At 39.8% G+C, this 26488-nt stretch carries 26 protein-coding genes; 2 read left to right on the forward strand and 24 right to left on the reverse strand.

All coding sequences use genetic code 11. The annotated features are described in order from the left end of the window. The 13 genes from atpB to HNQ43_RS05855 form a co-directional block, all read right to left on the reverse strand. Positions 1-705 (reverse strand): F0F1 ATP synthase subunit A, encoded by a 705-nt coding sequence (atpB, locus tag HNQ43_RS05795; protein WP_183375689.1) that lies wholly within the window; start codon positions 703-705, stop codon positions 1-3. Continuing rightward, on the reverse strand, positions 698-1072 hold the full coding sequence (locus HNQ43_RS05800) for an ATP synthase subunit I (RefSeq protein ID WP_183375691.1): 375 nt from the start codon (positions 1070-1072) through the stop codon (positions 698-700). Before HNQ43_RS05800 ends, atpB begins: the two co-directional genes overlap by 8 nt. Next, positions 1065-1241: an AtpZ/AtpI family protein gene (locus HNQ43_RS05805; RefSeq protein ID WP_183375693.1), complete on the reverse strand. Its 177-nt coding sequence runs from the start codon at positions 1239-1241 to the stop codon at positions 1065-1067. Before HNQ43_RS05805 ends, HNQ43_RS05800 begins: the two co-directional genes overlap by 8 nt. Then, complete coding sequence (gene upp / locus HNQ43_RS05810) at positions 1242-1862, reverse strand: uracil phosphoribosyltransferase (RefSeq protein WP_183375695.1); 621 nt, start codon at positions 1860-1862, stop codon at positions 1242-1244. A 142-nt stretch (positions 1863-2004) separates the two neighbouring features. Next, positions 2005-2748: an MBL fold metallo-hydrolase gene (locus tag HNQ43_RS05815; RefSeq protein WP_183375697.1), complete on the reverse strand. Its 744-nt coding sequence runs from the start codon at positions 2746-2748 to the stop codon at positions 2005-2007. Next, a complete protein-coding gene (gene dnaB / locus HNQ43_RS05820) occupies positions 2738-4087 on the reverse strand; it encodes a replicative DNA helicase (RefSeq protein WP_183375699.1) in 1350 nt (449 codons plus the stop codon). Before dnaB ends, HNQ43_RS05815 begins: the two co-directional genes overlap by 11 nt. A gap of 2 nt (positions 4088-4089) precedes the next feature. Next, positions 4090-4539: a 50S ribosomal protein L9 gene (gene rplI, locus HNQ43_RS05825; RefSeq protein ID WP_183375701.1), complete on the reverse strand. Its 450-nt coding sequence runs from the start codon at positions 4537-4539 to the stop codon at positions 4090-4092. Position 4540: 1 nt separating this feature from the next. Further along, complete coding sequence (locus tag HNQ43_RS05830) at positions 4541-6490, reverse strand: GGDEF domain-containing protein (RefSeq protein ID WP_183375703.1); 1950 nt, start codon at positions 6488-6490, stop codon at positions 4541-4543. 10 nt (positions 6491-6500) lie between these two features. Then, complete coding sequence (locus tag HNQ43_RS05835; RefSeq protein WP_183375705.1) at positions 6501-7355, reverse strand: hypothetical protein; 855 nt, start codon at positions 7353-7355, stop codon at positions 6501-6503. A gap of 52 nt (positions 7356-7407) precedes the next feature. Then, positions 7408-7638 (reverse strand): 30S ribosomal protein S18, encoded by a 231-nt coding sequence (gene rpsR, locus HNQ43_RS05840; RefSeq protein WP_183375707.1) that lies wholly within the window; start codon positions 7636-7638, stop codon positions 7408-7410. Positions 7639-7657: 19 nt separating this feature from the next. Further along, a complete protein-coding gene (locus HNQ43_RS05845) occupies positions 7658-8131 on the reverse strand; it encodes a single-stranded DNA-binding protein (protein WP_183375709.1) in 474 nt (157 codons plus the stop codon). Positions 8132-8144: 13 nt separating this feature from the next. Continuing rightward, positions 8145-8438, reverse strand: a complete 294-nt coding sequence (gene rpsF / locus HNQ43_RS05850) for a 30S ribosomal protein S6 (RefSeq protein ID WP_183375711.1) — start codon at positions 8436-8438, stop codon at positions 8145-8147. 107 nt (positions 8439-8545) lie between these two features. Then, positions 8546-8872, reverse strand: a complete 327-nt coding sequence (locus HNQ43_RS05855; protein WP_183375713.1) for a DMT family transporter — start codon at positions 8870-8872, stop codon at positions 8546-8548. A gap of 148 nt (positions 8873-9020) precedes the next feature. Here HNQ43_RS05855 and HNQ43_RS05860 point away from each other — a divergent pair, with 148 nt between their 5' ends. Next, positions 9021-9689 (forward strand): GTP pyrophosphokinase, encoded by a 669-nt coding sequence (locus tag HNQ43_RS05860; RefSeq protein ID WP_183375715.1) that lies wholly within the window; start codon positions 9021-9023, stop codon positions 9687-9689. Between the two features lie 35 nt (positions 9690-9724). On the opposite strand, the gene HNQ43_RS09290 is transcribed toward HNQ43_RS05860, so the two are convergent. Together HNQ43_RS09290 and HNQ43_RS05870 are read right to left on the reverse strand one after the other, a co-directional pair. Next, complete coding sequence (locus HNQ43_RS09290; protein ID WP_183375717.1) at positions 9725-10966, reverse strand: 2-hydroxyacyl-CoA dehydratase; 1242 nt, start codon at positions 10964-10966, stop codon at positions 9725-9727. Beyond that, complete coding sequence (locus tag HNQ43_RS05870) at positions 10967-13882, reverse strand: acyl-CoA dehydratase activase (RefSeq protein WP_183375719.1); 2916 nt, start codon at positions 13880-13882, stop codon at positions 10967-10969. 146 nt (positions 13883-14028) lie between these two features. Here HNQ43_RS05870 and HNQ43_RS05875 point away from each other — a divergent pair, with 146 nt between their 5' ends. After that, complete coding sequence (locus tag HNQ43_RS05875; protein WP_183375721.1) at positions 14029-15264, forward strand: MFS transporter; 1236 nt, start codon at positions 14029-14031, stop codon at positions 15262-15264. Positions 15265-15306: 42 nt separating this feature from the next. Here HNQ43_RS05875 and HNQ43_RS05880 read toward each other — a convergent pair whose 3' ends face one another. The 9 genes from HNQ43_RS05880 to HNQ43_RS05920 form a co-directional block, all read right to left on the reverse strand. Continuing rightward, entirely contained in the window at positions 15307-15894 is a 588-nt protein-coding gene (locus HNQ43_RS05880; protein WP_183375723.1) for a hypothetical protein, read from the reverse strand. A gap of 54 nt (positions 15895-15948) precedes the next feature. Continuing rightward, positions 15949-17001 (reverse strand): hypothetical protein, encoded by a 1053-nt coding sequence (locus tag HNQ43_RS05885; protein ID WP_183375725.1) that lies wholly within the window; start codon positions 16999-17001, stop codon positions 15949-15951. Next, entirely contained in the window at positions 16988-18412 is a 1425-nt protein-coding gene (gatB, locus tag HNQ43_RS05890; RefSeq protein ID WP_183375727.1) for an Asp-tRNA(Asn)/Glu-tRNA(Gln) amidotransferase subunit GatB, read from the reverse strand. Before gatB ends, HNQ43_RS05885 begins: the two co-directional genes overlap by 14 nt. Continuing rightward, on the reverse strand, positions 18409-19767 hold the full coding sequence (locus tag HNQ43_RS05895) for an amidase family protein (protein ID WP_183375729.1): 1359 nt from the start codon (positions 19765-19767) through the stop codon (positions 18409-18411). Before HNQ43_RS05895 ends, gatB begins: the two co-directional genes overlap by 4 nt. Then, entirely contained in the window at positions 19746-20054 is a 309-nt protein-coding gene (locus HNQ43_RS05900; protein ID WP_183375731.1) for an Asp-tRNA(Asn)/Glu-tRNA(Gln) amidotransferase subunit GatC, read from the reverse strand. Before HNQ43_RS05900 ends, HNQ43_RS05895 begins: the two co-directional genes overlap by 22 nt. A gap of 11 nt (positions 20055-20065) precedes the next feature. Next, positions 20066-21136 (reverse strand): CamS family sex pheromone protein, encoded by a 1071-nt coding sequence (locus tag HNQ43_RS05905; RefSeq protein ID WP_183375733.1) that lies wholly within the window; start codon positions 21134-21136, stop codon positions 20066-20068. After that, positions 21120-23117, reverse strand: a complete 1998-nt coding sequence (gene ligA, locus HNQ43_RS05910; protein WP_183375735.1) for an NAD-dependent DNA ligase LigA — start codon at positions 23115-23117, stop codon at positions 21120-21122. The genes HNQ43_RS05905 and ligA overlap by 17 nt, the downstream gene beginning before the upstream one ends. Positions 23118-23148: 31 nt before the next feature. Continuing rightward, complete coding sequence (locus HNQ43_RS05915; RefSeq protein ID WP_183375737.1) at positions 23149-25302, reverse strand: ATP-dependent helicase; 2154 nt, start codon at positions 25300-25302, stop codon at positions 23149-23151. 82 nt (positions 25303-25384) lie between these two features. Beyond that, positions 25385-25999, reverse strand: a complete 615-nt coding sequence (locus HNQ43_RS05920; protein ID WP_183375740.1) for an ECF transporter S component — start codon at positions 25997-25999, stop codon at positions 25385-25387. Between the last annotated feature and the right edge of the window lie 489 nt (positions 26000-26488).

Below are 26488 nucleotides of genomic sequence, written 5' to 3' on the forward strand. Positions count from 1 at the left end.
TTACTCCTCTTCTGCTACTTGTTGTCCTAAAAAGAACGAAGCTAATGTAAAGAAGATATACGTTTGTATGACACCGGAAAAGATATCAAAGTACATGTGTAAGAATGGCGTGAATGCAAATCCTAGTACGCCCCAAGGCAAGATTGCCTTAATCAATGTATATACAAGCATCGTAATGATACTTCCGGCCAAAATATTTCCAAATAGACGCATCGTCAAAGAAATCGGCAATGCCAATTCCCCTATAATATTCAAAGGAGTCAAAAGAACCATCGGTTCTGTCAATTCCTTCATCCGAGCCAATAAGCCTCCTTTGCGAATCGCATTTCCCTGGATCATCAGCCACATTGTAATGGCCAGTGTCGCATTGAAACTGACATTGCTCGTCGGGTTTTGAAGGCCTACTAAACCAATCAAATTTGAAACAAGCATCATTAAGATCAATGTTCCAAAAAGCGGAATATATTTTTTTGTTTTTTCTCTCAAATTTGTATTTACAATAAAGAGAACCAGGTTCAACGCCTCTTCACAAATATAAACAATGCCTTTGCTTGCTTTAGAAGGATCTGCCTGATCAATCTTTTTGCCGGCATAAATAAAGAAACCAGCGAAGATGACGCACAAACATAACCAGACACATATCGACTGCTGGATCTCAAAAGAGAAAGAACCTAGATGTATCTCTAACGCACTGACCTCAGTCATTATCATCCACCTCTCTATTCAATACGACATACAATAATATCGCTGCTTTGTGACACAAAAAGCCAACCAACAAAGCAAGAACAGGAATCCCTAAAACAACCAGCAATACAAAGGTGCAGATGTAGAAAAGATAGCGTACTACATAACCTAGAGATCCTTGTTTTTGTCCTGATTTTTCATCCGGCCGCAATGACAGTGTCATCGCGATGATCATCCGATATCCTAATAGGGCAATCGCTAGACCAGCCAATAGTCCCAAAACAACTTTCCAGTCTTTAAACAAGATAAAGGAAACGATGCAGGCAATCGCAACGATTCCCAAAGAATAATTCAGTATTTTCTTATTCATTCCATTTAATTCATTCATGTTTTTTATCCTTACGTATTAATAAATAGATAGACCCAATTACACTGTACATCAATCCTGCTATCACAAAAAGCGGCAGAGTATGAAGCCATTGATCTAACTGATAACCAATCCAGACACTGACAAGAATATTGACAAGCAATACCCCAGAAAAAGTCAGAGGTTTCATCTACTTAGTCCCGAAGATACGATCACCGGCATCGCCCAAGCCAGGAACGATATATCCATGTTCATTCAAATGATCATCTAAAGCTGCCAGATAAATATCCACATCCGGATGTGCCCGTGTAACCGCCTCTACTCCTTCTGGCGAACCTACCAGGCAAACTAATCGAATATCTTTGGCTCCTTGCATTTTTACACGATCAATAGCCGCAATACTCGATCCTCCTGTTGCCAGCATAGGATCTACGATCAAAACTAAAGCGTCATTTATATTGGAAGGATACTTTTCAAAATAAGGTTTAGGTAAAAGCGTTTTTTCATCCCGATACATTCCAATATGAGCAATCTTAGCAGTTGGAATCAAATCTTGGATACCTTGCACAAGACCTAACCCTGCCCGCAAGATAGGCGCAATCACGATATCCCGACTCAGCTCATATCCTTTACAAGAACATAAGGGAGTATCTACCTGTTTTATCGTTACAGGAAAATCACGAGTGATCTCGAAAACCATTAACGACGCAATTTCATTTAAATTTTGTCGAAAATCTTTTGAACTCGTATTTTTATCACGCATGATCGTTAACTTATGTCGAATCAGCGGATGATCAAAAACTTTTAACATTTCGCATCACCTACTTTTTAAGTTTATACCAGGGATAACAAGGAATCAAGAAACTTGATAACAGAAAAGACATGGAAACCCTTTCAAAATTCATACAGTTTTGAATCAGAAAACAAGCCTATAGAGTATTCTATAGACTTGTTTAATCATTAAGAATCGATGTGATAGAAAACTGCTGGGCCGCTTCGATACGAAGGCCGCGATAAGGCATATCTTTTTTTAAAAAAGTATTCTTTAATACATCCAGCGCTCTTTCGGGATCGTTAGCTTCTTGCGAAATATGAGCCAATAAGATCGTTTTTGTATGATCATTGATCAAACTTGTCAAATTCATGCTCGAATCTTCATTAGACAAGTGCCCAGAATCCGAAAGAATCCGTTGTTTGACAAACATAGGCCGACTTGTTTTCATCAACATTCCCAAATCATGGTTGCTTTCAAAAATATAATGATCGGCATTTTCTAAGTAAACTTTCTCATGATTGGGCAAATAGCCCGTATCTGTGATATAAACCAGTTTTTCTTTTTGATCCTCGATCACAAAGCCTACGGTCTTAGGTGCATCATGGCTTAATCCAATCACCGTGATTCGTAAATCTTTGAGTACAAAGCAATCCAACGGCCGCACCAAATGCCATTGATCATGATCCAATTCACAATAACTATAAACAGGAACAGATGCAAAACGAGATAACTGAGAAACATGATCTTTATGTGTATGCGTAATCAAAAGAGAATCTAAGGACGATGGATCTTGTTGTACACGAGATAAAGCATCCATTAAATAACGTTTTGTAGAACCGCAATCAATCAAAATTGAAGTACTGTCAGTTCGCACAAGACAACTGTTTCCTTTAGATCCGGAGCACAGCAGATCAACCCGCATAAATATCCTCACTTTGATTAGAAAAGTTTGTAAATCTAGAAATATTTTTTTCAAAGACTAGATTGATATGACCTAAAGCGCCATTTCGATGTTTTGCCAAGGAAAGATCGACTACCGAAGTATCATCTTTAGATTCCTCTTCTTCTTTTTTATAATAATCTTCGCGATAAATAAACATGACAATATCGGCATCCTGTTCAATAGACCCCGACTCCCGCAAATCGCTCAGCTGAGGAGCATGATCCGAGCGATCTTCTACCTTTCGAGCCAACTGCGATAGAGCAATCACAGGACAGTCCAATTCTTTAGCCAAGATCTTCAGGTTTCTGGAAATATCTGAAACTTCTTGTTGGCGCGAATCTGCTCTGTTTCCCGTGATCAACTGAAGGTAATCGATTACGATCAACGAAAGGGAGCCATATTCGTTTTTCAATTTCCGACACTTTGAAAAAATCTGTGAGACTTTGATAGAACTAGTATCATCAATAAACAGATTGCGTTCCCCTAACTGACTGCCGCTAAAATTCAAACGAGACATCTCCGCATCCGTCAGTTTCCCATCTCTTAGCTTATTGGAAGGAACTTGTGATTCTGAGCTCAACAAACGTTTCATCAAAGAGTCTGCCGGCATCTCCAAAGAAAAGACGGCAACTGCACCTTCATTGAGCTTAGAAACCTCATTGGCAAAATTCAAAGCCAAAGCACTTTTTCCCATGGCAGGACGGGCCGCCAGAATAATCAAATCACCTCGCTGAAAACCATTCGTAATCTTATCCAGTTCCACATATCCTGTTCGAATACCGGTTACTCCTTTTTTATTGCGCAGTTCCATCAATTGATTCATCACACGGTTGATTACAGTCTGGCTAGATTCAAATTCTGCCCCTCTTCTTTGCCGAGTTACTTCCATGATTTCACGTTCTGCCTCGTCTAAGATCGTATCAATATCTTCCGAAGCGTCGTATGATTCGTTACTGATCTTTTCAGCCGCAAAAATAAGCCGGCGCAATTGGGCACTATTCTTGATAGATTCAATATAGTTTCTAGTATTGGCACTGCTGATAGCACTGTCCTGAAGACGAATGATGTAATCCGTACCGCCAACACTTTCTAATTCTTCTTTATCTTTAAGACGAGTCAAAACCAAGTTCAGATCAATTCGCTGTCCGGTTGAAACGATTTCCTGCATACAAGCAAACAGACGTTGATGAGCCGGTAGATAAAATTCGATTGGCTGTAAATCAAGATCCATGCATTCCTGCATAACAGAAGGATAGATCATCAATGAACCTAATAAAGCTTGTTCCAAAGGCTGGGAATTTGGTAACTCTCTAACCATGATTACCTCTTTTCAGAGACGTGGACATGAATCGTTCCTATGACTTGCCCCTTGTATAGGTCCACCTCGACATTGGTCATACCTAAACTTGATACCGGTGCATCAAGATGGATCTTTCGTTTATCGACTTCGATTCCTTGATCGAGCAAAGCCTGATGGATCTGCTTCGTTGAAATCGATCCAAAAACCTGTCCTTCTTTACCGGTACTTAATGTAAATTCCAATCTCATCTTCTCTAATTTAGCTTTTAAAACTTCCGCTTCGGCTTTTAGATGCTTTTCTTCTTCTGCCTTTTGTGCCAATTGTTCATTTAAAACTTTTTGACTTCCCTTTGTATACGCAATTGCTAAATTTCGTTTGATCAAATAGTTTCGGGCATAGCCATCACTGACCTCGATGACTTCATCTTTCTTTCCCACTTTCTTAATATCTTTAAGCAATATTACCTTCATTTTAAATTTCCTCCTCTAATATCGTAACCAGCTGATCATAGAACGCCCGCGGTCCATAATCCATGGTAGACGAAGCAGCCGCGCTGAAATGGCCGCCGCCATGCAATTTTTCCATGATTTTTTGAACATTAAAACTTCCATCGCTGCGAGCACTGCAAGAAGTAGGATGCCCGGCATCCAAAGTTCTGGCAATCGTAAAAGATGCTCTGCAGCCTTTGATCAATAGCAATGAGTCACTGACTTGTGCTAACAGCGTCTTGTCAACGACTTCCTGTTCTTCGCAGACAATCATAAACTCTTGATGGAATGGTTTTGCTTGCTGAATCAGATGATGCTTCAAAGTAAAATGTGTAAAATCTTCGCAAAGTGCTTTCTCGGCCAATTTCACATTGGCACCCCAAGTGTTTAAAACCGCCGCTGCTTCAAAAGTGCGTGCGTCTGTATGCATCTTGAAGCGATTCGTATCCACTAGAATACCTAGATACATGATCGTTGCTTCAGCTTCAAAAATAGGCACATGATTGGGAATATTCTGCAACATTTCAACAATAAGCTCACAAGTAGAACTGGCCGTGCTCTCGACATAAGTCAAAATCGCATTATGCACAAAATGATCATTACGGCGATGATGATCGATAACAATGATTCTCTGGCATTCATCGACAAATTCTTTAGCACTGCTGATCGATGGGATTCCGTGATCAAGCATCAACAACAGATCTTTATTGCGATCAATCATCTGCATGGCACGATCCGGCGTAATAAAGACGTGTCTTTGTTCTAACGCAACGCCATAGTATTCCATGACTTCCTGAAGCTGCTTATCACGAGGAACATCCTCAAGTACGATATACACTTTCTTACGTAAAGAATTGACCCAGTTAGATAAAGACAAACAAGCGCCCATACAATCAAAATCTGTCATAATATGACCGGCAATATAAACCGCATTGCATTCCTTGATTGCTTGTTGAAGCGATTGTGCTAAGATACGAACACGCACTTTGGAACGGGTTGAACTCAACTCCGAATTTCCGCCAATATATTGAACAGATCCATTGACATCTTTGACAGCAGCCTGATCGCCCCCGCGAGATTGTGCCAACTCGATCAATTCATTGATCGTAGAATCCAAAAGTTTGAAATCGTTGGTTCCATAGGCAAAACTCATACTTAATGTGAATGATACTCCAATCGAATTGGCCTTATCTTTAATGATCTGTAAGATAGAAAAATTAGCTTCTTTGACGGATTGAAACACCTTTTGATTCATGACCATAATAAAGCGGTCGGAACGCAATCGGCGAATCAAAATGCCGTTATCTTGTGCCCACGCTACGATCGGCGATCGAAGCTGCGTATTGATATGAGCCATCAGCTCTTCATTTTCATAAGACTGATATTCCATATAATTATCCAACTGCGCTAATCCGATAACAACCCTTTGTTCATCCACTTCATTACGCAAAGTGCTGAGTTCTGTAACGTCTTTCACAAACAAAAGTTGAGCATCGGATTTACGCGTAATTTCATAAACGCGCTGCCCGTCACGCCCGGTAATCAAATCCACATCATCATCGAACAGATCCCGGATTTCCTCGATCCAGCTCGTCATTTTTTTATTAACCAGATCGATTCCTTTCTCAGAAAAGAAGGGGGATGCCCAAGTAACGATATATTCATTATTATATGTAAGAATACCAACATCGCCAAAAGACAATGCCTCTTTAGCATCTTTTCCTAATACACGGGAAATGTCTAATTCTGTCTTTACTCCATATGTATTAAGATCACGAAGAAAGCCATATAAAAAGACGAAGAAAAGAAGTGCCGGAATTAGAAGATATACTACACTTGTCCAATTCTGATGAAATAGAAGAAGTCCTTCCAACACGGCCCAGATCAAAAATGCTAAGATCAGAAAACCTCTCCATTTTTTAAACTGTTTCATACTGTACCTCTCAAATCTTGTCTTTTCGCAATTCCAAAAGGCAATCGCTTAATCCTAACAACATCCAAAAAATGTTCAGGATTGGTATAAAAGCACCGAGAACCGCCAAGATCGTGAATTTAGGAATCCGATGTATGATTCCGTACTCCATCAAGTAGACTGTCCCTAAAAAATCCAAGACCCCTAGATCGATAAAAAATAGAATTTGGATCGCGGATAACCATATAGAATATTCTATCACATTTTGACCAAAAAAGAAGAAAACGGCAATCAGCAAGCTGCCGACGCCTATCGGTTTTGAACCACATATACTTCTTAAACTTCCCAACTTCCTCATAGGAATCTTCAACCGAACACATAACAAAAGTCCTAACATATGAATGCATAGGGTTTGAACAAAAGAGATAAAAAGTGCAAACAAAAAACAAAAGGCCTGAAAATCTAAAAATGGAATCAATCTCGAGATCCACACAAAATCTACCGACAGATCCATCCCAAAGATTCCCGCCCATAAATAGATCATAAATACATATGAAATCAAAGTTATTCCTAAGGCAATCAAAAAATTGATACTGTGAGAAATCTTGTTATAGACGCCAACTCCGTAGAAAAAACCGATCAAAATAGCACTCCAGCTATAGAACCATGTCGTAAAAGTGCCGAATAAAAAGCTTAAGATCGCCATTGATAATCCTGTGATCGCTCCAGGATAGGGTCCTGCTTTTGCCGTAAAAATCATTATAGGGATGATAAAAACCCAATTCAACATCGATTCTAACAGAAGTCCAGTTTGTTGATTGAATAAAAGTAGAACTCCATATACCGATAAACAAAATGCGCCTTGAGTCAAAGTGCTCGTTTTCATATCCTATATTCTAGTGCAAGAAACTCCGAAAAAAAAGAGCTTTTACAAGCTCTTAGTCAACTACATATGGTAGTAAAGCCATTTGACGTGCACGTTTGATGGCCGTTGCCAACATTCTCTGATATTTTGCACGAGTTCCTGTCACACGACGAGGAATGATCTTTCCATTTGCGTTGATGAAACGTTTTAATAATTCAACATCTTTATAGTCGATATATTTGATCTTGTTTTTTGTGAAATAACAGATCTTCTTACGACCCATGCGCTGTTTCTTAAATGCCATGTTTCTCGCTTCCTTTCTATTAGAATGGTAAATCATCACTGGCAATATCCAGTGTGTCACTTGTATCGAAATCCGCCCCAAATGGATCTTGAGCACTCTGCATTGGTGCCGGCTGTCCATATGGATCGGCAGGTGCCTGAGGATATGGATTCGAAGGCTGAGAAGAATGTGCAGCATTCTTAGGTTCTAAGAACTGAACATTATCCGCAACGACTTCTGTTACATACACTCTTTGCCCCTGATTGTTGTCATAATTTCTTGTCTGGATTCTGCCTTCCACTCCGATCAAAGAACCACGATGAAGATATTGGCACATCAGATCGGCCAGACGATTCCAGGCAACACAATTGATAAAATCCGCATCGGGTTGGCCCGGAGTTTGGACACGGCGATTGACCGCTAATGAAAAGCTAACCACGCTTGTCCCATTTTGTGTTTTTCGCAACTCCGGATCACGCGTCAATCTTCCAACTAAAATAACACGGTTGATCATAAATATCTCCTTATTACTCTTCGTCTTCTGTCTTAACGACCATGATACGAACTACGTTGTTGCTGATTCGAGATAAACGTTGGAATTCAAAAATTCCTTCATTTGCACTTGTAACATTGATTACGACATAGTGACCTTTTTTCATATGATCGATCTCATATGCAAAATCACGGATTCCCCAGTCATCTACCTTATCGATCGTTCCCCCATGAGAAGTGATCGTATCGTGCAGACGATCCTGAACAGCTTTGAACTGTTCTTCATCAAGAGATGCGTTAACAATGTACATGATTTCGTATTTTTTCATTCTGTACACCTCCCTTTGGACTAAAGGTATCTGTTTCCCAGATACAGGGCAAGCATAGACTTGCTTGGTTATACTATCATGCCAAATCTATTTTTTCAAGAAAAAAATCAAGAATGTGCAGAACCATACAGATTCAAAATAATACATCCTATAATGATCAACAAAACACCTAACACACCGATCCCGGTGATCTTCTGATCAAAAACTAAAACACCTATGATCGTTGTACAAATTATTCCTACTGCCGACCATGTCGCATAAGCAATCCCCAAATCAATCTTTAATAACGCTTTAGAAAACGCAAAAAAACAAATTGAATAAAAAACAATACATCCTAAAGATGGCCAAAACTGTGTAAATCCCTTTGATGTATGTAAAAGAGAACTCGCTAAGATCTCAAAAAAAATCGCAACACCTAACAGTACATATTCCATAACAGGCCTCCTTAATCACTTTTTCATCAATAATTATGCTCATGCTGATCACAGATAGAAAACTCATGAAGAAATCATACCATAAGCATTCATGCACCGGAGTAGAAAAATCGTGAGAATTATGGTAATTTGAAAACAGGGTGTTATTATGGAAATTAAAAATAATCTTTCAAATGAAATCAAACGCAATCTTTTTGAAAAGATCAAAGAAGATGTACTTCCCATGCGTACATTGATGTCTTATTATCGCTGTGCCATCATGGAAGTTGAAACCAAATTCCGAGTCCTGAACGAAGAATTTTCTATTGAAAAAGAACATAATCCTATCGAGACTATCAAAAGCCGATTAAAAAGTCCCGAAAGCATCATCAAAAAAATGGAATCCCGCAATCTTCCGTTAACCGTTTCATCTATAGAAGAAAACTTGTTTGATATTGCCGGGATCCGTGTCATCTGCTCTTTTCAAAACGATATCTATCTAATGGCAAAATATTTGCTTTCCCAAGACGATATTCAGCTTCTAGAAATCAAAGATTATATCAAACAACCTAAAGAAAACGGCTATCGAAGCTTGCATCTGATCGTTCGTGTCCCTATTTTTCTTCATAAAGAAAAAAGAGAAGTGAATGTTGAAGTTCAGTTTCGTACGATTGCTATGGATTCCTGGGCTTCTTTGGAACATAAGATTCGTTATAAAAAAGAACTCGATCCTGAAACACTGGATAAAATATCCGCAAGTCTCTTGGAATGCGCTCACCTCAGCGCCGAACTGGATGAGAAAATGCAGAACATCCATGAGCAGATCGCTATCAAATAAAACGCATCCCCAGATTTCTGGAGATGCATTTTTTATTAAGAGTCAGCGTTTAATTTCGCATTTGCCATCATCAATCGAATTCGGTTTTCCTGATTGACACGACTGGCACTAGGATCATAATCAATTGCTACAATGTTGGCTTTAGGATATACTTCTTTGATTCGCCGTACCATACCCTTGGCTACAATATGATTAGGAAGACAACCAAAAGGCTGTGCAGATATGATATTGTTGACACCATTCTTCACCAGTGAAACGACCTCGCTAGTCAAAAGCCAGCCTTCCCCCATTTTAACACCTTGATCAATGAAGCCCTTCCCATCCCGGATCACTTGATTAAAATCTTCAGGAGGGACAAATGTTCCATCTTTTTTAACGGCTTGTTCAAAAGTTTTTTGCATCCGCATTATCAACGATTTAGCCAATGAGAAAAGGGAATGCGTCTTGGCATGTCGATGATAATACTCATAATCGATAATACCATTCTCAATACAATACAAGCCAAAATCCATAACACCAGTTACGACCGGTTCGAACCCTTCCCGCATTAAGTAATTTTCCAAGTCATGATTTCCTAAAGGAGAATATTTCATGTAAATTTCTCCTACGATACCAACACGAATCTTGGATTCTTGAGAACGAGGAATTGCCTTCATTTTTTCAATCATCATTTTATAGATTCTTTTCGAATGACGATAACCGCCTTCAACAAATTCCTTTTCGAGTACAGACACGATCTCATCAATCGCTTGTTCCGTTTGTCCTCTATTGAGTTCATAAGGCATCACTTGATTTTTCAACCACATGAGGGCATCCCCATAAAGGATACAATATAGAACACGCAATAACATCGGCATCGTAATCTTTAAACCACTGTCTTTCTCAAGACCAGAAAAATTGACCGACAAACATGGAATATGCTCCCAGCCTTCCATCTGCAAAGCTTTTCTTAATAAAGAAAGATAATTACTGGCTCGACAGCCTCCTGCCGTCTGAGTAATCACCAAAGCAACATGATCTAAATCATATTTTCCACTCTTTAGCGCATCAATAAACTGACCAATAACCAAAAGAGCAGGATAACATGTATCATTATGCACATGAGCTAAGCCTTCTTCTTTCACTTGGTCACTGTCGTTAGTCAATACTTCGATGTTGTATCCGCTTTGTTTAAAAATCGGTTTTAATAAACGAAAATGAATAGGAAGCATGCTGGGAACTAAAATGGTATATTGATCTCTTTTTTCATTATCAAACTTCGTATACTTTGTCGCCATTTAGTTCTCCTTTCCTTCTTGGATCGCCTCTTTCAAAGAACGCAAACGAATTCTTGCCGCTCCAAGATTATCAATCTCGTCAATCTTGATCTGGGTATAAAACTTGTTCGCATCTTTTAAGATATCCTTGACCTCGTCGCTCGTGATTGCATCAATACCGCAGCCAAAGCTGACAAGCTGAACCAGCTCCATATCCGGATTTTCGCTAACATATTTAGCAGCCTGATAAAGTCTGGCATGGTAGGTCCATTGATTTAAAACAAATACTTTTTGTTTCTGCTGGCGCGGTACGCTCTCTTCACTCAGCACAACAAAGCCTAGCTGAATCAACAGTTTATGAATCTGGTGATTGATCAAAGGATCCAGATGATAAGGTCGACCGCAAAGAACAACCATAGGGATTGCATTGGCACGGGCAAAATTGACTGCGTCCAAATGCTTTTGAACCAGTTGCTCATGGAATATCTGTCGCTCCAAAAGCCCTTGCTGCAAAGCGTATTTGATTTGCGAGCGTTTATAGTTAAACCCCATCTGCTCCAGAGTTTTTTGCATGGTCTTCGCAAAGCTGTTTGGATCATCTACGGTGATATAAGGATAGTAGAATTTTTTATCCTTAAAATCCATATTAGCTGCGATATTTTCCGGATAATAGGCGACTAACGGACAATTAAAATGATTGTCACTCTGATGTTCATCCACATTATAGGTCATGCATGGATAAAAGATCGATTCTTCTTTTTCTTTTAATAACTGCATGATATGGCCATGTACGACTTTTGCCGGAAAGCACGCCGTATCGGAAGGAATCGTCTGCTGTCCATCATGGTACATCTCCTGCGTCGTAGGACTGGACCAGTGTACCTCAATTTGCAGACAATCAAAAAATTTCGTCCAAAACGGAAGCATATCATAGTTATTCAGGACAAAAGGCATCAAAATCTTTTGTTCATGATGATATTTTTGCTTTTGTTTTTCCAACATCTCCATCTTATCTTTATAGAGATCCGGTAATTCGGTTTTCTTTTCGATGGATTTAATCATTTTATCGCATTTGTTCCCAGCAACTAAACGAGTTCCATCCGCAAACGTATTGATTGTCAAAGAACAATGATTCGTGCAGCCGTTGCAAGCAACCGAACGCGAAGTGTGAGAAAAGCTTGCCAAGGCATCCGGACCCAATACAGCACTTTTGGTGCGATGAAGTTTTTTTGCATACAAAGCGGCACCAAACGCCCCCATTAAGTGAGCAATGCTTGGTCGAATCACTTCATAACCCAACTCTTGTTCAAAGCTTCTTAAAATCGCATCATTTTGAAATGTTCCACCCTGCACAACGATGTGCTTTCCAATATCATCCTTATTGCGAGCACGAATCACTTTATATAAGGCATTTTTGACAACTGATTTACATAGTCCGGCGCTGATATCTTCAATTGTAGCTCCGTTTTTTTGTGCTTGTTTTACACCAGAATTCATAAACACGGTGCAACGCGTTCCTAAATCAACCGGATTTTTTGAGTGCAATCCAAGACGCGCAAATTCCTTAGCATCATAACCTAAAGAATGCGCAAAAGTTTCAATAAAGGAACCACATCCAGAAGAGCACGCTTCATTCAAAACAATATCATCAATATGGCCATCCCGAATTTTGAAGCACTTGATATCTTGTCCTCCAATATCCAAAATATAATCAACTTGAGGATTAAAGAATCGTGCCGCTACATAATGAGCCATCGTTTCGACGACGCCGCCATCCAAATGGAAAGCAACTCGCATCAATTCTTCGCCATACCCGGTAGAATAAGCTCCATAGATTCTAACTTTTGGGTTGATCGCATAAATTCTTTTTAAATCTTCTAAAACAACATCCAAAGGATTTCCTTTGTTGGAGGTATAGCTTTGATACAAAATTTGATGATTTTCACCAATCAAGACCAATTTCGTCGTTGTAGAACCTGAATCAATCCCTAAATATGTTTTCCCTTCATAATGTTCTAGGTTTCCATATTCAACATCATGCTGTTGATGACGATCGATAAAGTTTTGATAATCTTCTTCATTTTCAAATAAAGGCAGACTTGATTCTACTTCCATCGGCATATCAACCAAAGCCTGTAATTTACCAACTAGCTCATCATACGTAAACTCTTTTTCGGAACACAAAGCCGTTCCCAAGGCCACAAAGTGAATAGCCGTATCAGGGCAAACGCTTTGTGAAGGCTCCAAATTCAAGGTTTCCTCAAAACGCTTTCTTAACCCGCTCAAGAAAAAAAGAGGGCCCCCTAAAAACAAAATATTTCCTTCGATTTTCCGCCCCTGTGCCAGCGAAGTAATAGTTTGATTGACAACGCATTGAAAAATACTAGCGCAAAGATCTGCTTTATCAACCCCCTGGTTGATCAAAGGCTGAATATCCGATTTAGCAAAAACACCGCAACGGCTAGCAATCGGATAAATCTTCTGGTAGTGAAAACTAGCTTCATTCATCTGTTCCAGACTCATATTCAATAGGGAAGCCATCTGATCAATAAAAGCACCAGTCCCTCCAGCACAGGAAGAATTCATACGTTGTTCCAGGCTTCCTTGAAAAAACAAGATCTTGGCATCTTCGCCGCCTAATTCAATAGCGCAATCTGTATTTGGATAAAAACGTTTGATAGCCGAGGCTGACGCAAAAACTTCCTGAACAAAAGGAAGATCCCCTGCTTCACAAAGTCCCAATGCTCCAGAGCCTGAAATTGCAAACGAAAAAGGTTCTTTACAATATTCTTTAAGTTCAACGATCTTCTCCAAAGCCTTCTGACGAGCTTGTGACATATGTCGTTCATATGACTTATATAGAATGTTATTGTGCTCATCTAAAACAACTGCCTTGATCGTTGTTGATCCAATATCAAAACCAATTCGAATCGTCATTTCTATCACCTGTGATTATTATACTCATTTTCGTAAAAAAATCATCTAAAATGCAAAAAAAATAAAGGTACTTAAGTTTTTACAAATTTATAACTTTGTACAGACAGATCCATGATAAAATACTGATGGTAAGAAAGGGTGTCTTCATGAAAATCAAACTAACCAAACAGGAAATTCGTTGGATTGTTTACGATATTGGAAACTCAGCCTTTATTCTAATGGTATCAACGATTTTACCTATCTATTTTAATTCTTTATCGAGTGCACAAGGTGTTCCTGAAAGCAGTTACTTATCTTATTGGTCCTATGCAACCTCAATCTCAACTCTAGTCGTTGCTTGTCTGGGACCTGTATTAGGGACTTTAGCGGATTATCAAGATCGAAAGAAAAAGATATTCTTGCTGTCTGCTCTCTGTGGAGCACTGGCATTAGCTTGTTTTTGGATTCCATCCACATGGTTCAGCTTTTTGGTTTTGTTCATCGTAGCTCGAATTTGTTATTCTTTGTCCTTGATTTTTTATGACTCTATGTTGGTTGATATTACTACAGACGAAAGAATGGACAATGTATCTTCTAAAGGATATGCCTGGGGTTACATCGGAAGCTGTCTTCCTTTTTTGATCTCGCTGGTTTTGGTCCTTTTATATGAACAAATCGGAATCTCAATGGGACAAGCCATGATGTTTGCTTTTATTTTAAATGCTGTATGGTGGATTGCTTTTACCATGCCATTGGCATTGCATTACAAACAAAAACATTATATCGAGCCTAAATCTCATCCCGTTCGTGATACTTTCTCTCGGTTATGGTATACGCTTAAGGATGCAAAACAACAAAAGAAAGTATTCCTGTTCTTATTAGCGTTCTTCTTTTTTATTGATGGTGTCTATACGATCATCGACATGGCTACCGCCTATGGAACATCTCTAGGATTAGATCAGACCGGGCTTTTATTAGCGCTTCTGGTCACGCAAATAGTTGCCTTCCCTGCCAGTTTATTTTTTGCGGTCATTTCTAAAACTCAAGATACAGGAAAACTGATCAAGATTTGTATCTTAGCGTATTTTGCGATTGCAGTCTTTGCAATCCAACTCGACAAACAATGGGAGTTCTGGTTATTGGCAGTGGCGGTCGGTTGCTTTCAAGGAGGAATTCAAGCTTTATCTCGCAGCTACTTTGCCAAGATCATTCCAAATAATACCAGCGGCGAGTACTTCGGACTCTTTGATATCTGCGGAAAAGGAGCTAGTTTTTTAGGAACTTTCCTCATTGGCTTCATCACCCAGTTGACGGGAAGACAAAACTTGGGTGTAGCCGCTATTACGATCATGTTTTTGATTGGATATTATATCTTTCATCAAGTTACAAAAATTAAAGACTAAACAAAAAAATCTTGCCAGTTTCTAGACTGACAAGATTTTTTATTATCGAACGATCTGGTTAACAAGCTCAGGATCTTTTGCTTCTGTCATATTTTGTGTTACGGTACTTCCGGCACCTGATTTATAGACCTTGAAATAAACTTGACCATCCGAATGAGAATCATCCAATAAGAAGTTATAGGCATCAATTTCTAAATCATACATCTTTGCTTCTTCCGTATTCGTAAAATATGTTTCGGCCGGCAAAATTGCGACTACTTGATTATATGCTTCCTGTGCAATCGCATTACAAGATTCTGCAGAAGAAGAATCCGCAATATCAATCGAAATTCGTAAAGTCGCACTCTTCAGATTGACTTCCACGCTTTCAACGCCGCCAATCGATGATACCGCATTCTGAACCTGATCGATTTGATCATCCGAGATTGCTGGATTCAAATCATTCGAATCAAAACGATTCCCAACCACCGGTTCATTCTGACCACCTAAGCTTGTCAACAAGACATAGCCGACAATCGCAACCGGAATCAAAATGATGACAAGAGTGAACCATACAATTTTATGTCCCTGCTTCGGTTTTTTATTTGTTTTCGCAGACGATGAAGTCTTAGTTTTCATATTTTTGGCCATAATTGCTGCCTCCTGTCCTTCATTATATCATAAACTTTAAATTTGTATATTTTCCTAAACACTTAAACGAACAGACTCTAATATACCTTGTTCAGTAAAGGTTAACTCCATCGTTCCCGATTCATTCTGATAAGTTTTGGTCAATTTATCCGATGAAGAAGGTTCTCCATAAGCATTGATCACAGCCTCTTCATCCGACCAGCCGACTACGATCTTTTCGGGTAATTGGATCTGCATTCCCGATCCAAGATCGCTACTATAGATTGAAGTGATTGTTCCTTGATCTAATGCAATTGCCTGCTGTTGATTATTTTTGATTTGCACTTCAATTGATGTTCCTCTCTGATCCGTTAATTGGATCGAAGCAACATCTTGAGGTTCCAGGCTCTCATATTCTCTTTCTTCTCGTTCAGTTAAATTTATCTGCCAGTCTGATGCAACTGCTTCTGATAACGAAGTGCCCAAAGTAAGTGACTGTCCATCCACTAAAAGCTGTAATTTTGTATCATCTTTATTAAGATTTTCAATCAACATGGATTGAATCTGGTTCTCGCTTAATGTATTCTCGAGTTCGACAGCACAGACCACTTGCGTATTCGGCAAAACTTGTACAACAGAAAAGTTCTTCTTTTGATCTTTTAATGATTCATAATTTGTCTTATTCAAAGAATACAATCTAAGATTTCCATCTTGATCGATTCCCTCTAAACTTTGATCTTCCAATTTGATCTCACGCAATAGAACGGTCTGAGGATTGGACAAATACGGAAGATCGGATAAAGGTTCTTTTAAAAGGAAGAATCCAAGGATTAAAGAAGGAATCAAAAACACTAAAGTTCCTAAAAACCGTATTGATTTTTTTTCGCCCTTATGATGCTGTAAGATTCGAAATCCTATCAACATCAAAATCAAGAATACAAGAATCGTGACCAGAAATTCTCCGTACATAGAGTGAAGCCAACCTTCTACTCCTTCAAAAGAATTCATTCGATAAACAGGATCCATATAGAATCGGTAAAAAAAGAATCCCAAAAAAGCCAGAACAATCAATACAACCAAGATCATTAAGATCCAACTACCAATATTTCTTTTTTTATTCTTCTTCATCCATGGTACTCCTTTCTAAATTACGGATACCCCTTCTCAAAAGATCCTTTGCCCTTTGCGGGTCAACATTCCCTTTTGATAATCGCATGCACTGTCCTACAAGATAGGCTAATGCCCGATCTTTTCCTTGTAAATAATCATGCACGCTTTTAGGATTTTGTGCAAGGGTCTGCTGGATCAGTCGATCCATATCCTGAGAAGAAAGCTGAAGATTTTGATATGCTTTCCACTCCTTTTGAATCGATTTTCCTTCCAATCCGGCTTTCAAAATTCCGCGTGCTTTCGCATAAGGAATCGTCAGATCGATCTCATTGATTAAAAAAGCAATATCTTCCGGTTTGACCAATATCGGTCCAGAATGGTTCTTTAACCAAGTTCGAATATCCGCACACAATAGATTTGCCGCAACCGAAAAATGTCGTGTATATTTCACAATTTCAAAATACAGATCATTGATCTCTTTTTGTTTGAGAAGATCATATGCCAGTCGATTGGATAATCGATGCTTGTCCGTTAACTGTTGAAACCGTTCTTGATACGTCCGAGGTCTTTTTGAAAGAACTTCCTGGATCCATTCTCTTGACAGTCGAACACAAGGCAAATTGGGATCTGGCATGTAGCGATAATCAACTTTTCGATTTTTGGCTCGCAAAAAGACGGTCTTTTTTTCTTTTTCATCATATCGGCGAGTTTGAGATTCGATCGAATGTTGATGTGCTATCCGTTCTTTTTGCCGATCCACTTCATAACAAAGTGCTGCTCGCATGTGCGATATCGAATTCAGATTCTTGATTTCTACTTTTGTTCCTAAGTCCGATGGATTTTCACTCAAAGAGAGATTAACATCGCAGCGAACTTGTCCTTTTTCCATTTTTCCTTCACTGATCTCTAAATAGGTGACCAAGCGTAAGATTTCAGCCATAAAAGCACAAGCATCCTCCACAGAGGTAATCACTGGTCGCGTTACGATTTCAATCAAAGGAATTCCGCAGCGATTAAAGTCAATTGAAGTATATCCATCTCTATGGACCAGTTTGGCGGTATCTTCTTCCAGATGCACTCTTTCAATCAAGATCTTCTGACTATTGATCGTTAAGAAGCCGTCCTTTCCAAGAGGATGAAAAGCTTGAGTGATTTGGTATCCTTTGGGAAGGTCGGGATAGAAATAATGTTTTCTGTCAAACCGAAGATTGGAATCAATCGTGCAGTTTAAAACATCACAAGCTCTCAACGCCAATTCCACCGCTCTTTGGTTGATTGTGGGAAGTGTTCCCGGAAAAGCCACGTCAAAAGGCTGGACTAAAGTATTTGGGCTCGCCTGATAATCGATCGGGCTGGAGGAAAACATCTTTGTATTCGTTTTCAATTCACAATGGATCTCCAGACCAATATGTAAATAAAGATCCATCATATAGCCTCCACACATAAACCGGCAAATCCTGTATATTCTTCAATAGCTTTTGCGATATCAAACATTTTCTGTTCTTGAAAACGATCTGATCGAACACATAGTCCAAAGGGACATCCTTGTTTAAACCCCAGTGGTAAAGAAAGACTTGGAGTCCCTGCTAAGTTGTCCAATTTCAAATGAGAAATCGAAATGGATTCGATCTGCATCCCTGAGCGGTCCATTTCAGCGATTTCAGGAGCAATATCAGGCGTGCTCAGCGCCAATAAAACATCCAGATCTTCTAATGCGGCCCGATACTCTTGCACAATTTGACGACGAATTCTTTGAGCTTTTTCAAAAAGATCTTTCTGATTTTCCTCATAAAGAGAATATGCTCCGTAAATAAATCTTTTCTTTACCAAAGAAGAAAATCCAGTAGTTCGGGCATGTTTAATAGATTCTTCTACGGTATTCTCAATCGGCTGCAAACCATACCGCAGACCATCAAGACAGGCGTGATTCGAACACGCTTCTGCATTCGCAATCGTTTTATAAACCGGATCAACCAGATCCAACCATTTCGAGTCCAGATCCACCCAAATCAGATGAGCACCCTTTTTCTCCAAATGATGGATCAGATCTTCAAAGCTTTTTTGAAAAACAGGATTTTTTATCGTATCCATTACACTGCGAAAGATCCCAATCTTTTTTCCAGCTAAGTTAGAATCCAAGGATCTCTTATAGTGACCAGGCAACATAGCCGAAGATGTCATGTCTTTTGGATCTCTTCCTTCTAAAATCTCCAATGCATAGGCAGCATCTTCTATACATGTTGTAAAGAAACCTACCGTATCCATTGAATTGGCATAGGGTAATACACCATAGCGAGAAATCCTCCCATAGGTAGGCTTGACTCCTATCGTCCCGGTGTAGCTAGCCGGTTGACGAATACTGTCTCCTGTATCCGTTCCGATTGCTAACGGACAACATCCATTGGCAACCAGCGCTGCACTGCCTCCGCTGCTGCCTCCCGTAATACGAGAAAGATCATAAGGATTTAAAATAGGTGTACCTCCAGTATTCAAACCAGTATCTCCCATCCCCAGCTCATCCATCTTCGATTTACAAAAAACCGACGCTCCATGCTTTCGCAGCTGGCTAATGACAGTGGCATCATAAACAGGACGATATCCTTCTAAAATATGCGAACCCGCCTGCATCAAGGTCCCGGCAACAGAGATGTTGTCTTTGACCGCAACATAAAATGACGAATCTTCTTTCCAATCACACCAGGAAGCCACTGCATGGATCTTTTCATCCGCAGTATGCCATTTTCGGGTCAACTCTTGAAAGTCTATCGAGTCTTTAAATCGCATGAAGATCTCACCACCTGATTGACTAAGATTTTATCTTCTTTAATTTTTTTTGAGTTTTGTAAAACTTGTTCTTTTCCAAGGCAAGGATTTGCTCGATCCAGACGCAAATCCTGTTCAAAGAATTCCACACAGGAAGTCATTGGTTCAACATTAGAAACATCAATTTGCGTAAATTGATCCTGGATCGATTGCACCCAGGCAAAATCCTTTTGAATATCTTGGATCTCTTCTTCTGTGAGTGAAAAATGAAGATCCTCCGATAAAGATAAAATCAACGATCGATCCATACATATCCTCCTTAACGGACTAAAACCGTGGATTCCGTAGAAGAAACCGGTCGTGAAATCAATGCATAAGTACCATCATCGCTTAAGACCTCGACAATATATTCGCACTCTGTACTAGAAAAAACAGAAAGCTCATCTCGAGCCGCTTGGACGATTGCCAGCAATTCACTCGCACTCTTTCCATGGCAAGTAATCGTTATCTTCAATTCATTGACCTGGTCCTCTTGGATACGAGCTTGTCCTACGACATAAGAGTAATCCACTAAAATCGTACTCATCGTCTGCTGATACTCCGTGAATTGGCTCGCAACACTTTCTTGTTCTTCCGTAAAGGTTGTACTCGGGACATTCAGCCAAGTCAGATCTAATGTTGAGTATTCTCCTTGAGATCCGTCAAAGTATCCTTGATACATATAGGATCCTAAAGAATCTTCGGAACTGCCCAAGGAAAAACAAGCGATATAAATGGGTACATTCGATGAAATCTCGTTAAATCGTTCTCGCATATAACTGACCAGATGTCCAGCCGTTACTTCTAAATAGTTTTGCATCCTCTCTTGAGTGATTTCCACAAGATTTCCATCTTCATCTGTAATTTCATCATTGACTGCCATCGCAATGGATATCCCTTGCAGGTTGTCATCAGCATACCAGTCCAACTCATATAAGTCGACAAGAACAACGGCTCCTGTCACAGTTCCGTTTCCCGTATCAAAGCCCTCATCTGGACTAGGATTCAATCCGTTTGGATTATCATCTCGATTGGTACCCAACAATCCTCGAGATCCGTCTGTCGCATCCAGTTCGTCATAAGTCAGAAAAACTTGTGTTTTATATGCCACCTCATTCGGTGAAAAATAATCTTTCGAAAGCTCCATCAGCCCTTCTTCCATCCGTATCCGAGCATCCGTATCACTGATTAAAGACGCGTGTTTAATACGAGAATCACTGGATTCATAAGGCAAGATCGCAGAATATTCCCCGGAATTTAAGGCATTGGATTGATTGGTATTCGTTGTAGAACTACATGCCGTGCAAACAAACAACATTATGAGGATAAACAAACTAATTGTTTTGCGCATGTGACACCTCCTGAACAAATTCTTCTTCGCTCATTAAATCAACCCCTAAATTTCGTGCTTTCTCCAACTTAGAGCCAGCCGCCGTCCCATAGATCACCAAATCTGTCCTTTTTGAGACGGATCCGGCAACATTGGCACCAAACGCTTCCAGTATCTTTTTCGCTTCAGAACGAGTATAAGATTCTAGCGTACCGGTCAGTACAACCGTTTTATTTGTGAATCGAGATTCTCGAATTTCTTCTTTCTCTTGGATCATATTCAAGCCTTGTTCTTTTAACACCTGGATCAAATGTAAATTCTTCTCCTCTTTAAAAAATGCCAGGATACTTTGGGCCGTGATCTCGCCAATATCATTGATTGCGACCAGTTCTTCTTGAGAAGCCTGAATCAACGCGTCCATATTTCCAAAATGTTTGGCAAGAATCATGGCGGCTTTTTTTCCTACTTGCCGAATTCCCAATCCAAACAATAAAACACCCAATGGCTGTTTTTTGCTGTCTTCAATAGTTTCAAGCATATGATCAACCGATTTTTTTTGATATCCTCTTTTTTCAAGAAGTTCCTGGCGATGCCTCTTTAAATAATAGATATCTTCAATGGAATTCAAAAATCCGAAATCATGAAGTTGCTCTATCTTCTTATCGCCCAAAGAATCAATATCCATCGCGTCTCGAGATGCGAAATGGATCATACTCTCTACAACTCGTGCCGGACAATCTTGGTTGACACAATAATGACTGGCTTCTCCCTCTAGACGAATGAGATGAGACCCACATACTGGACAACTCTGTGGGAAATGATAAGGTCGTTGAGAACCATCTCGACGGGAAGGCACACTGGAAACCACTTCCGGAATAATTTCACCAGCCTTGCGTACGATTACGATATCTCCAATGCGAAGATCTTTGACCGCAATCATATCTTCGTTATGCAAAGAAGCAGCGCTGACAGTCGTACCGGCTACACGGACAGGTTCTAAAACCGCATTGGGAGTGATTTTCCCAGTTCGTCCTACCGTGATCGTAATATCTTTCAATCTTGTCTGCACTTCTTCTGCTGGAAATTTATAAGCGGTCGCATAACGAGGGGCCTTGGCGGTAGATCCTAAAGCTTGTTGATCAGCTAAAGAATTCAGTTTGATTACCATCCCATCGATCTCATAAGGTAAAGTATTTCTTATTTTTTGAATTTCTTGAATAAAATCCCAGATTTGTTCGGTCGTCCGACACACTTTACGCATAGGATTCACACGAAAATGCAGCTTCTCCATGGCCTCCAAAGCTTCTTCTTGCGTTTGAATACCGAAATCGGAAGCATTTTGAAAATAATACCAATAAGCATCCAGTTTGCGTTGGGCACAAATCGAGGAGTCTAATTGACGAATAGATCCCGCCGCTGCATTTCGAGGATTTGCAAATAGCGGTTTGCCTTGTTCTGCCTGTTTCTGATTGAGTTCTTCAAAGCTCTTCTTAGGCATGTAAACTTCGCCGCGAACTTCCACCGGGTCAAGCTGATCAATATACATAGGAATAGAACCTATTGTACGGATATTGTTTGAAACATCTTCTCCAACAAAGCCATCCCCTCTTGTAACGGCACGCACAAAACGTCCATCTTCATACAAGAGAGCCATTGCCAAGCCATCGTATTTGCATTCAACAACAAATTCTGGATTCGATACACTTTCCTGGATTCGGAGAACAAAGTCTTGAATCTCTTCCCGATTGAAAACGTTTCCCAAAGATAACATCTGACTCGCATGAGAGACTTTTTCAAATCCCTCCAGCACAGCTCCAATAATTCGTTGGCTTGGAGAGTTGGGATCTTTCATCTCCGGATGTTTGTTTTCCAAAGCGATCAGCTCCTGCATCAGCCGATCGTATTCCTGATCAGAGACAGAAGGGGCATCCTTGACATAGTACTCGATGGCATATTGCTCTAAGAGCTTACGTAATTCTTCTATCCGCTTTACTTCATTCATGTCTATCACCTTTTGTTTATTATATCATGTTTTAAGATTTACTCTTTTTCAGGGAAGGATGCGTCGCATTTAGCTGTTTGATTCCGTAAGGATGTTTAAATGCAATTGTCGCAACTTCACGTTCGATCTTGAGGACGATGCCAGGCCCAAAAACCTTATGTTCGACACGATCTTTCACTTTAAATTCTACTTTTTTCTTTCGCGATGGAATACCAATGGATTGAATCTGTCTTTCCTCTTTCTTCTCATGGTTCTTTTGTCCTTCCATAAAGCATTCTTCGGCAGGGATTTCCATCATAAACCGACTCTTTGTTTTAAAAGTATCTAACATATAACTAAAACCTGTGTTCCAGGAAATTGTCAGATGCGATTTTGCGCGAGTCATCGCAACATAACAAAGCCGGCGCTCCTCTTCCAGTGCTTTATTGCCCCCTTCATTCAAAGAACGGGAACTTGGGAAAATCCCCTCATTAAAGTTCACAATGAAGACCGTATCAAATTCGAGGCCTTTACTGGCGTGAACAGTCATGAAAGAAACACAATCCAAAGCTTCATCACTGGCTTTGGAAGTAAATAAAGAAACTTCTTGCAGATAGCTTTCCAAAGTCATCGCAGGGTCTTCTTTCAAGCTTTGGGCAATATCGCTTTTCAATTCCTTTAAATTGTCTAATCGCTCTGTTTCGTGATTCTCCTCTAACATCTGACGATAGCCGCTTTTTTCGATAACATACTCTAAAAAGTCTTCCAGAGATAAGGTATCTCTATGCTGTTGTAAATCATAAATAAGCGCATAGAAATCTTGACATTTTTTCTTTAAGCCGCTCGACAAGTCTTGAGGATCTTTTAAAACCGTTAAAAGATTAACGCCCAGTGACTGGGCCTGATCTCTTAACTTTTCTATAGTCTTTTGTCCAATTCCACGGCGCGGCTGATTGATGATGCGTAAAATCGCTAAATCAAATGAAAGCTGTTTAGGGTCTTCTGGTTCAGGAAATGTACACAGTTTTAAATATGCCAGTGCATCTTTGATTTCTTGACGTTCATAGAAACGAATACCACCATAGATCTTATAAGGGATTCGAACAGATTTGAATACTCGTTCAAATGCCCTTGATGAATAATTTGAGCGATATAAAACCGCCATGTCTTTATAAGCAATTCCTTGTTGATGACGCTCATGGATCTTACGAGCGATATAAACAGGCTCGTCACTGTCTTCCGTCGCAATATGAAGGATGATCTTGTCATTGCCTGGGATCTCGGTAAAGAGATCTTTTTTGATCCGGTCCCTATTGTTTTGAATCAAAGCATTGCTGGCATCAAGAATAGGTTTAGTGGAACGATAGTTTTGATTTAAGATCACGCTCTTGCATGGTTGAAAATCCCGATCAAAATGTAAAATAATGTCCACGCTAGCCCCTCTCCATGTATAAATTGTCTGGTCTGGATCCCCTACGACACACAGGAAAGCGTGCGGCCCCACCAGATGACGAACAATCGCATATTGGATCGGGTCAACATCTTGAAACTCATCCACATGGATATAATCCAGGCGATTCTGCCATTTCTCTTTGACTTTAGGATCCGTTTCTAAAAGGCGCAATGCTTCAATCAAAAGATCATCAAAATCCATAGCTTTGATTTCCAAACGTTTCTTTTCATATTGAGAATAGATTTTTACGATTGTTTCCTGCTGATCTGTCATGGCATAATCCATGGCTTGTTTGGGCGATAGCTTTTCACTCTTGTAGCCTGAAATCATGCCCAGAACATGTGACATATTGAATTCCTTGCTGTCAAGATCCAATTCTTTGTATATCGGTCGCAGAAGCTGTTTTTGATCATCTGTGTCTAAAATCGTAAAAGAAGTCGGATATCCAATCGATCGGGCATCTTCGCGTAAGATTCTTACACAAAGAGAGTGGATAGTACTGATACGAACTGCCAATGCTTCTTTTCCCAAAGAGGCCGTCAATCTTTCCTTCATTTCATTAGTTGCCTTGTTGGTAAATGTTATCGCCATGATACGATTCGGATAGACCCCACACTCCTGGATCAGGTATACAATGCGAGCCATCAACACTCTCGTTTTGCCGCTGCCGGCACCAGCGATAATACGCACATGAGAATCTGTGATACTGGCAGCTTCACGTTGTTTATCATTTAATGTAGATAGAATAGTCATATTTTTCACCTTGCTTATTTTATCATGGTCTTAAAAAATGAAAAAGTATCCTTCGTAAAAGAAAGATACTGTTCAACATGATTTATTTTTTTGAAGAAAGCGCCTTGGTCAACGCTATATTGACAATCACCGCCACGAGAATCTCCGGAATCGAGTTGGTCAAGATCACTGTTCCCATAGCTGTCATTAAGGCCGATTGCGCCACTCCGATCGCTTGCGCATAAGGGGCCGCATAAAACAATAAAATCAAGCCTAAAACCCCTATAACATGAATCACCGTGCTCACAAAAGCGGAACAACCGGCACTGATTCCTATCGAAATATCTTTCTGGCGACAATACCGGTATAGACTACCCGCAATCACCCCAAGAAGGACCCGAGGAACGATTGCCACAATCAGAGACTGGTAGCCGCCATTAAATCCTCCCACAGTCACAAAAGGACTAAAGGCAAAACTTGTGACAGTCGGTGCCATGGTCGCATTGATTACGGAAGTAATCCCAAATACAAGCCCCATGACAGCGCCATATTTTGTCCCCATTGTACACGCACATACAATCACAGGCACATGCAGTAAAGTGGCACTTAACACACCAATTCGAAGATACCCCAAAGGCGTGACCAAAAGCACGACTTCTATAGCCAGAAACAAGGCTAGCATCGTCAGATTCTTAATCTGCCGGGATGTTTTAGACATATTCAATTTTCCTCCTTACTCTCGTTCGTTCTGATACGATGTAAAATCTAAAAACTCCGTCCTTCATAACAATTACAGTCCGAAGATCTGTATTGTTTGGACATTCCAAATTATAAAAAACTATTTCCTATGAATCAAGCCCTTTCCGAATTTTAACTCCATGAATCCTGGCCGTAATTTGTACGATATATCCAGATACAGTGCGAGAATTGTTTCTAAAAAGCTAAACAAATATACAAAGACTCGATCCAAAGAAATAGAGTCTGCATTGTTTCACAAGAAAAATCTATTGATTTTCACAATGGCTGTCTGAAGCATTTTGAATTTCATCCTAAGAGTCTAAAAAATGCATACTTGTTTTGTGGTCTGAATAAAAAAGATATATTAAATTATGTTGGGGTACACCCTAGCCTTTAAATTGGTTGGGGTGTTTTTCTTGTATCGCTTTAAATTTAAGTGGGGGTCTCGAAAATCTCATCGCTCTTGATA

The organism is Faecalicoccus acidiformans, assembly GCF_014202635.1.
GTDB classification, from domain to species: Bacteria; Bacillota_I; Bacilli_A; order Erysipelotrichales; family Erysipelotrichaceae; genus Faecalicoccus; species Faecalicoccus acidiformans.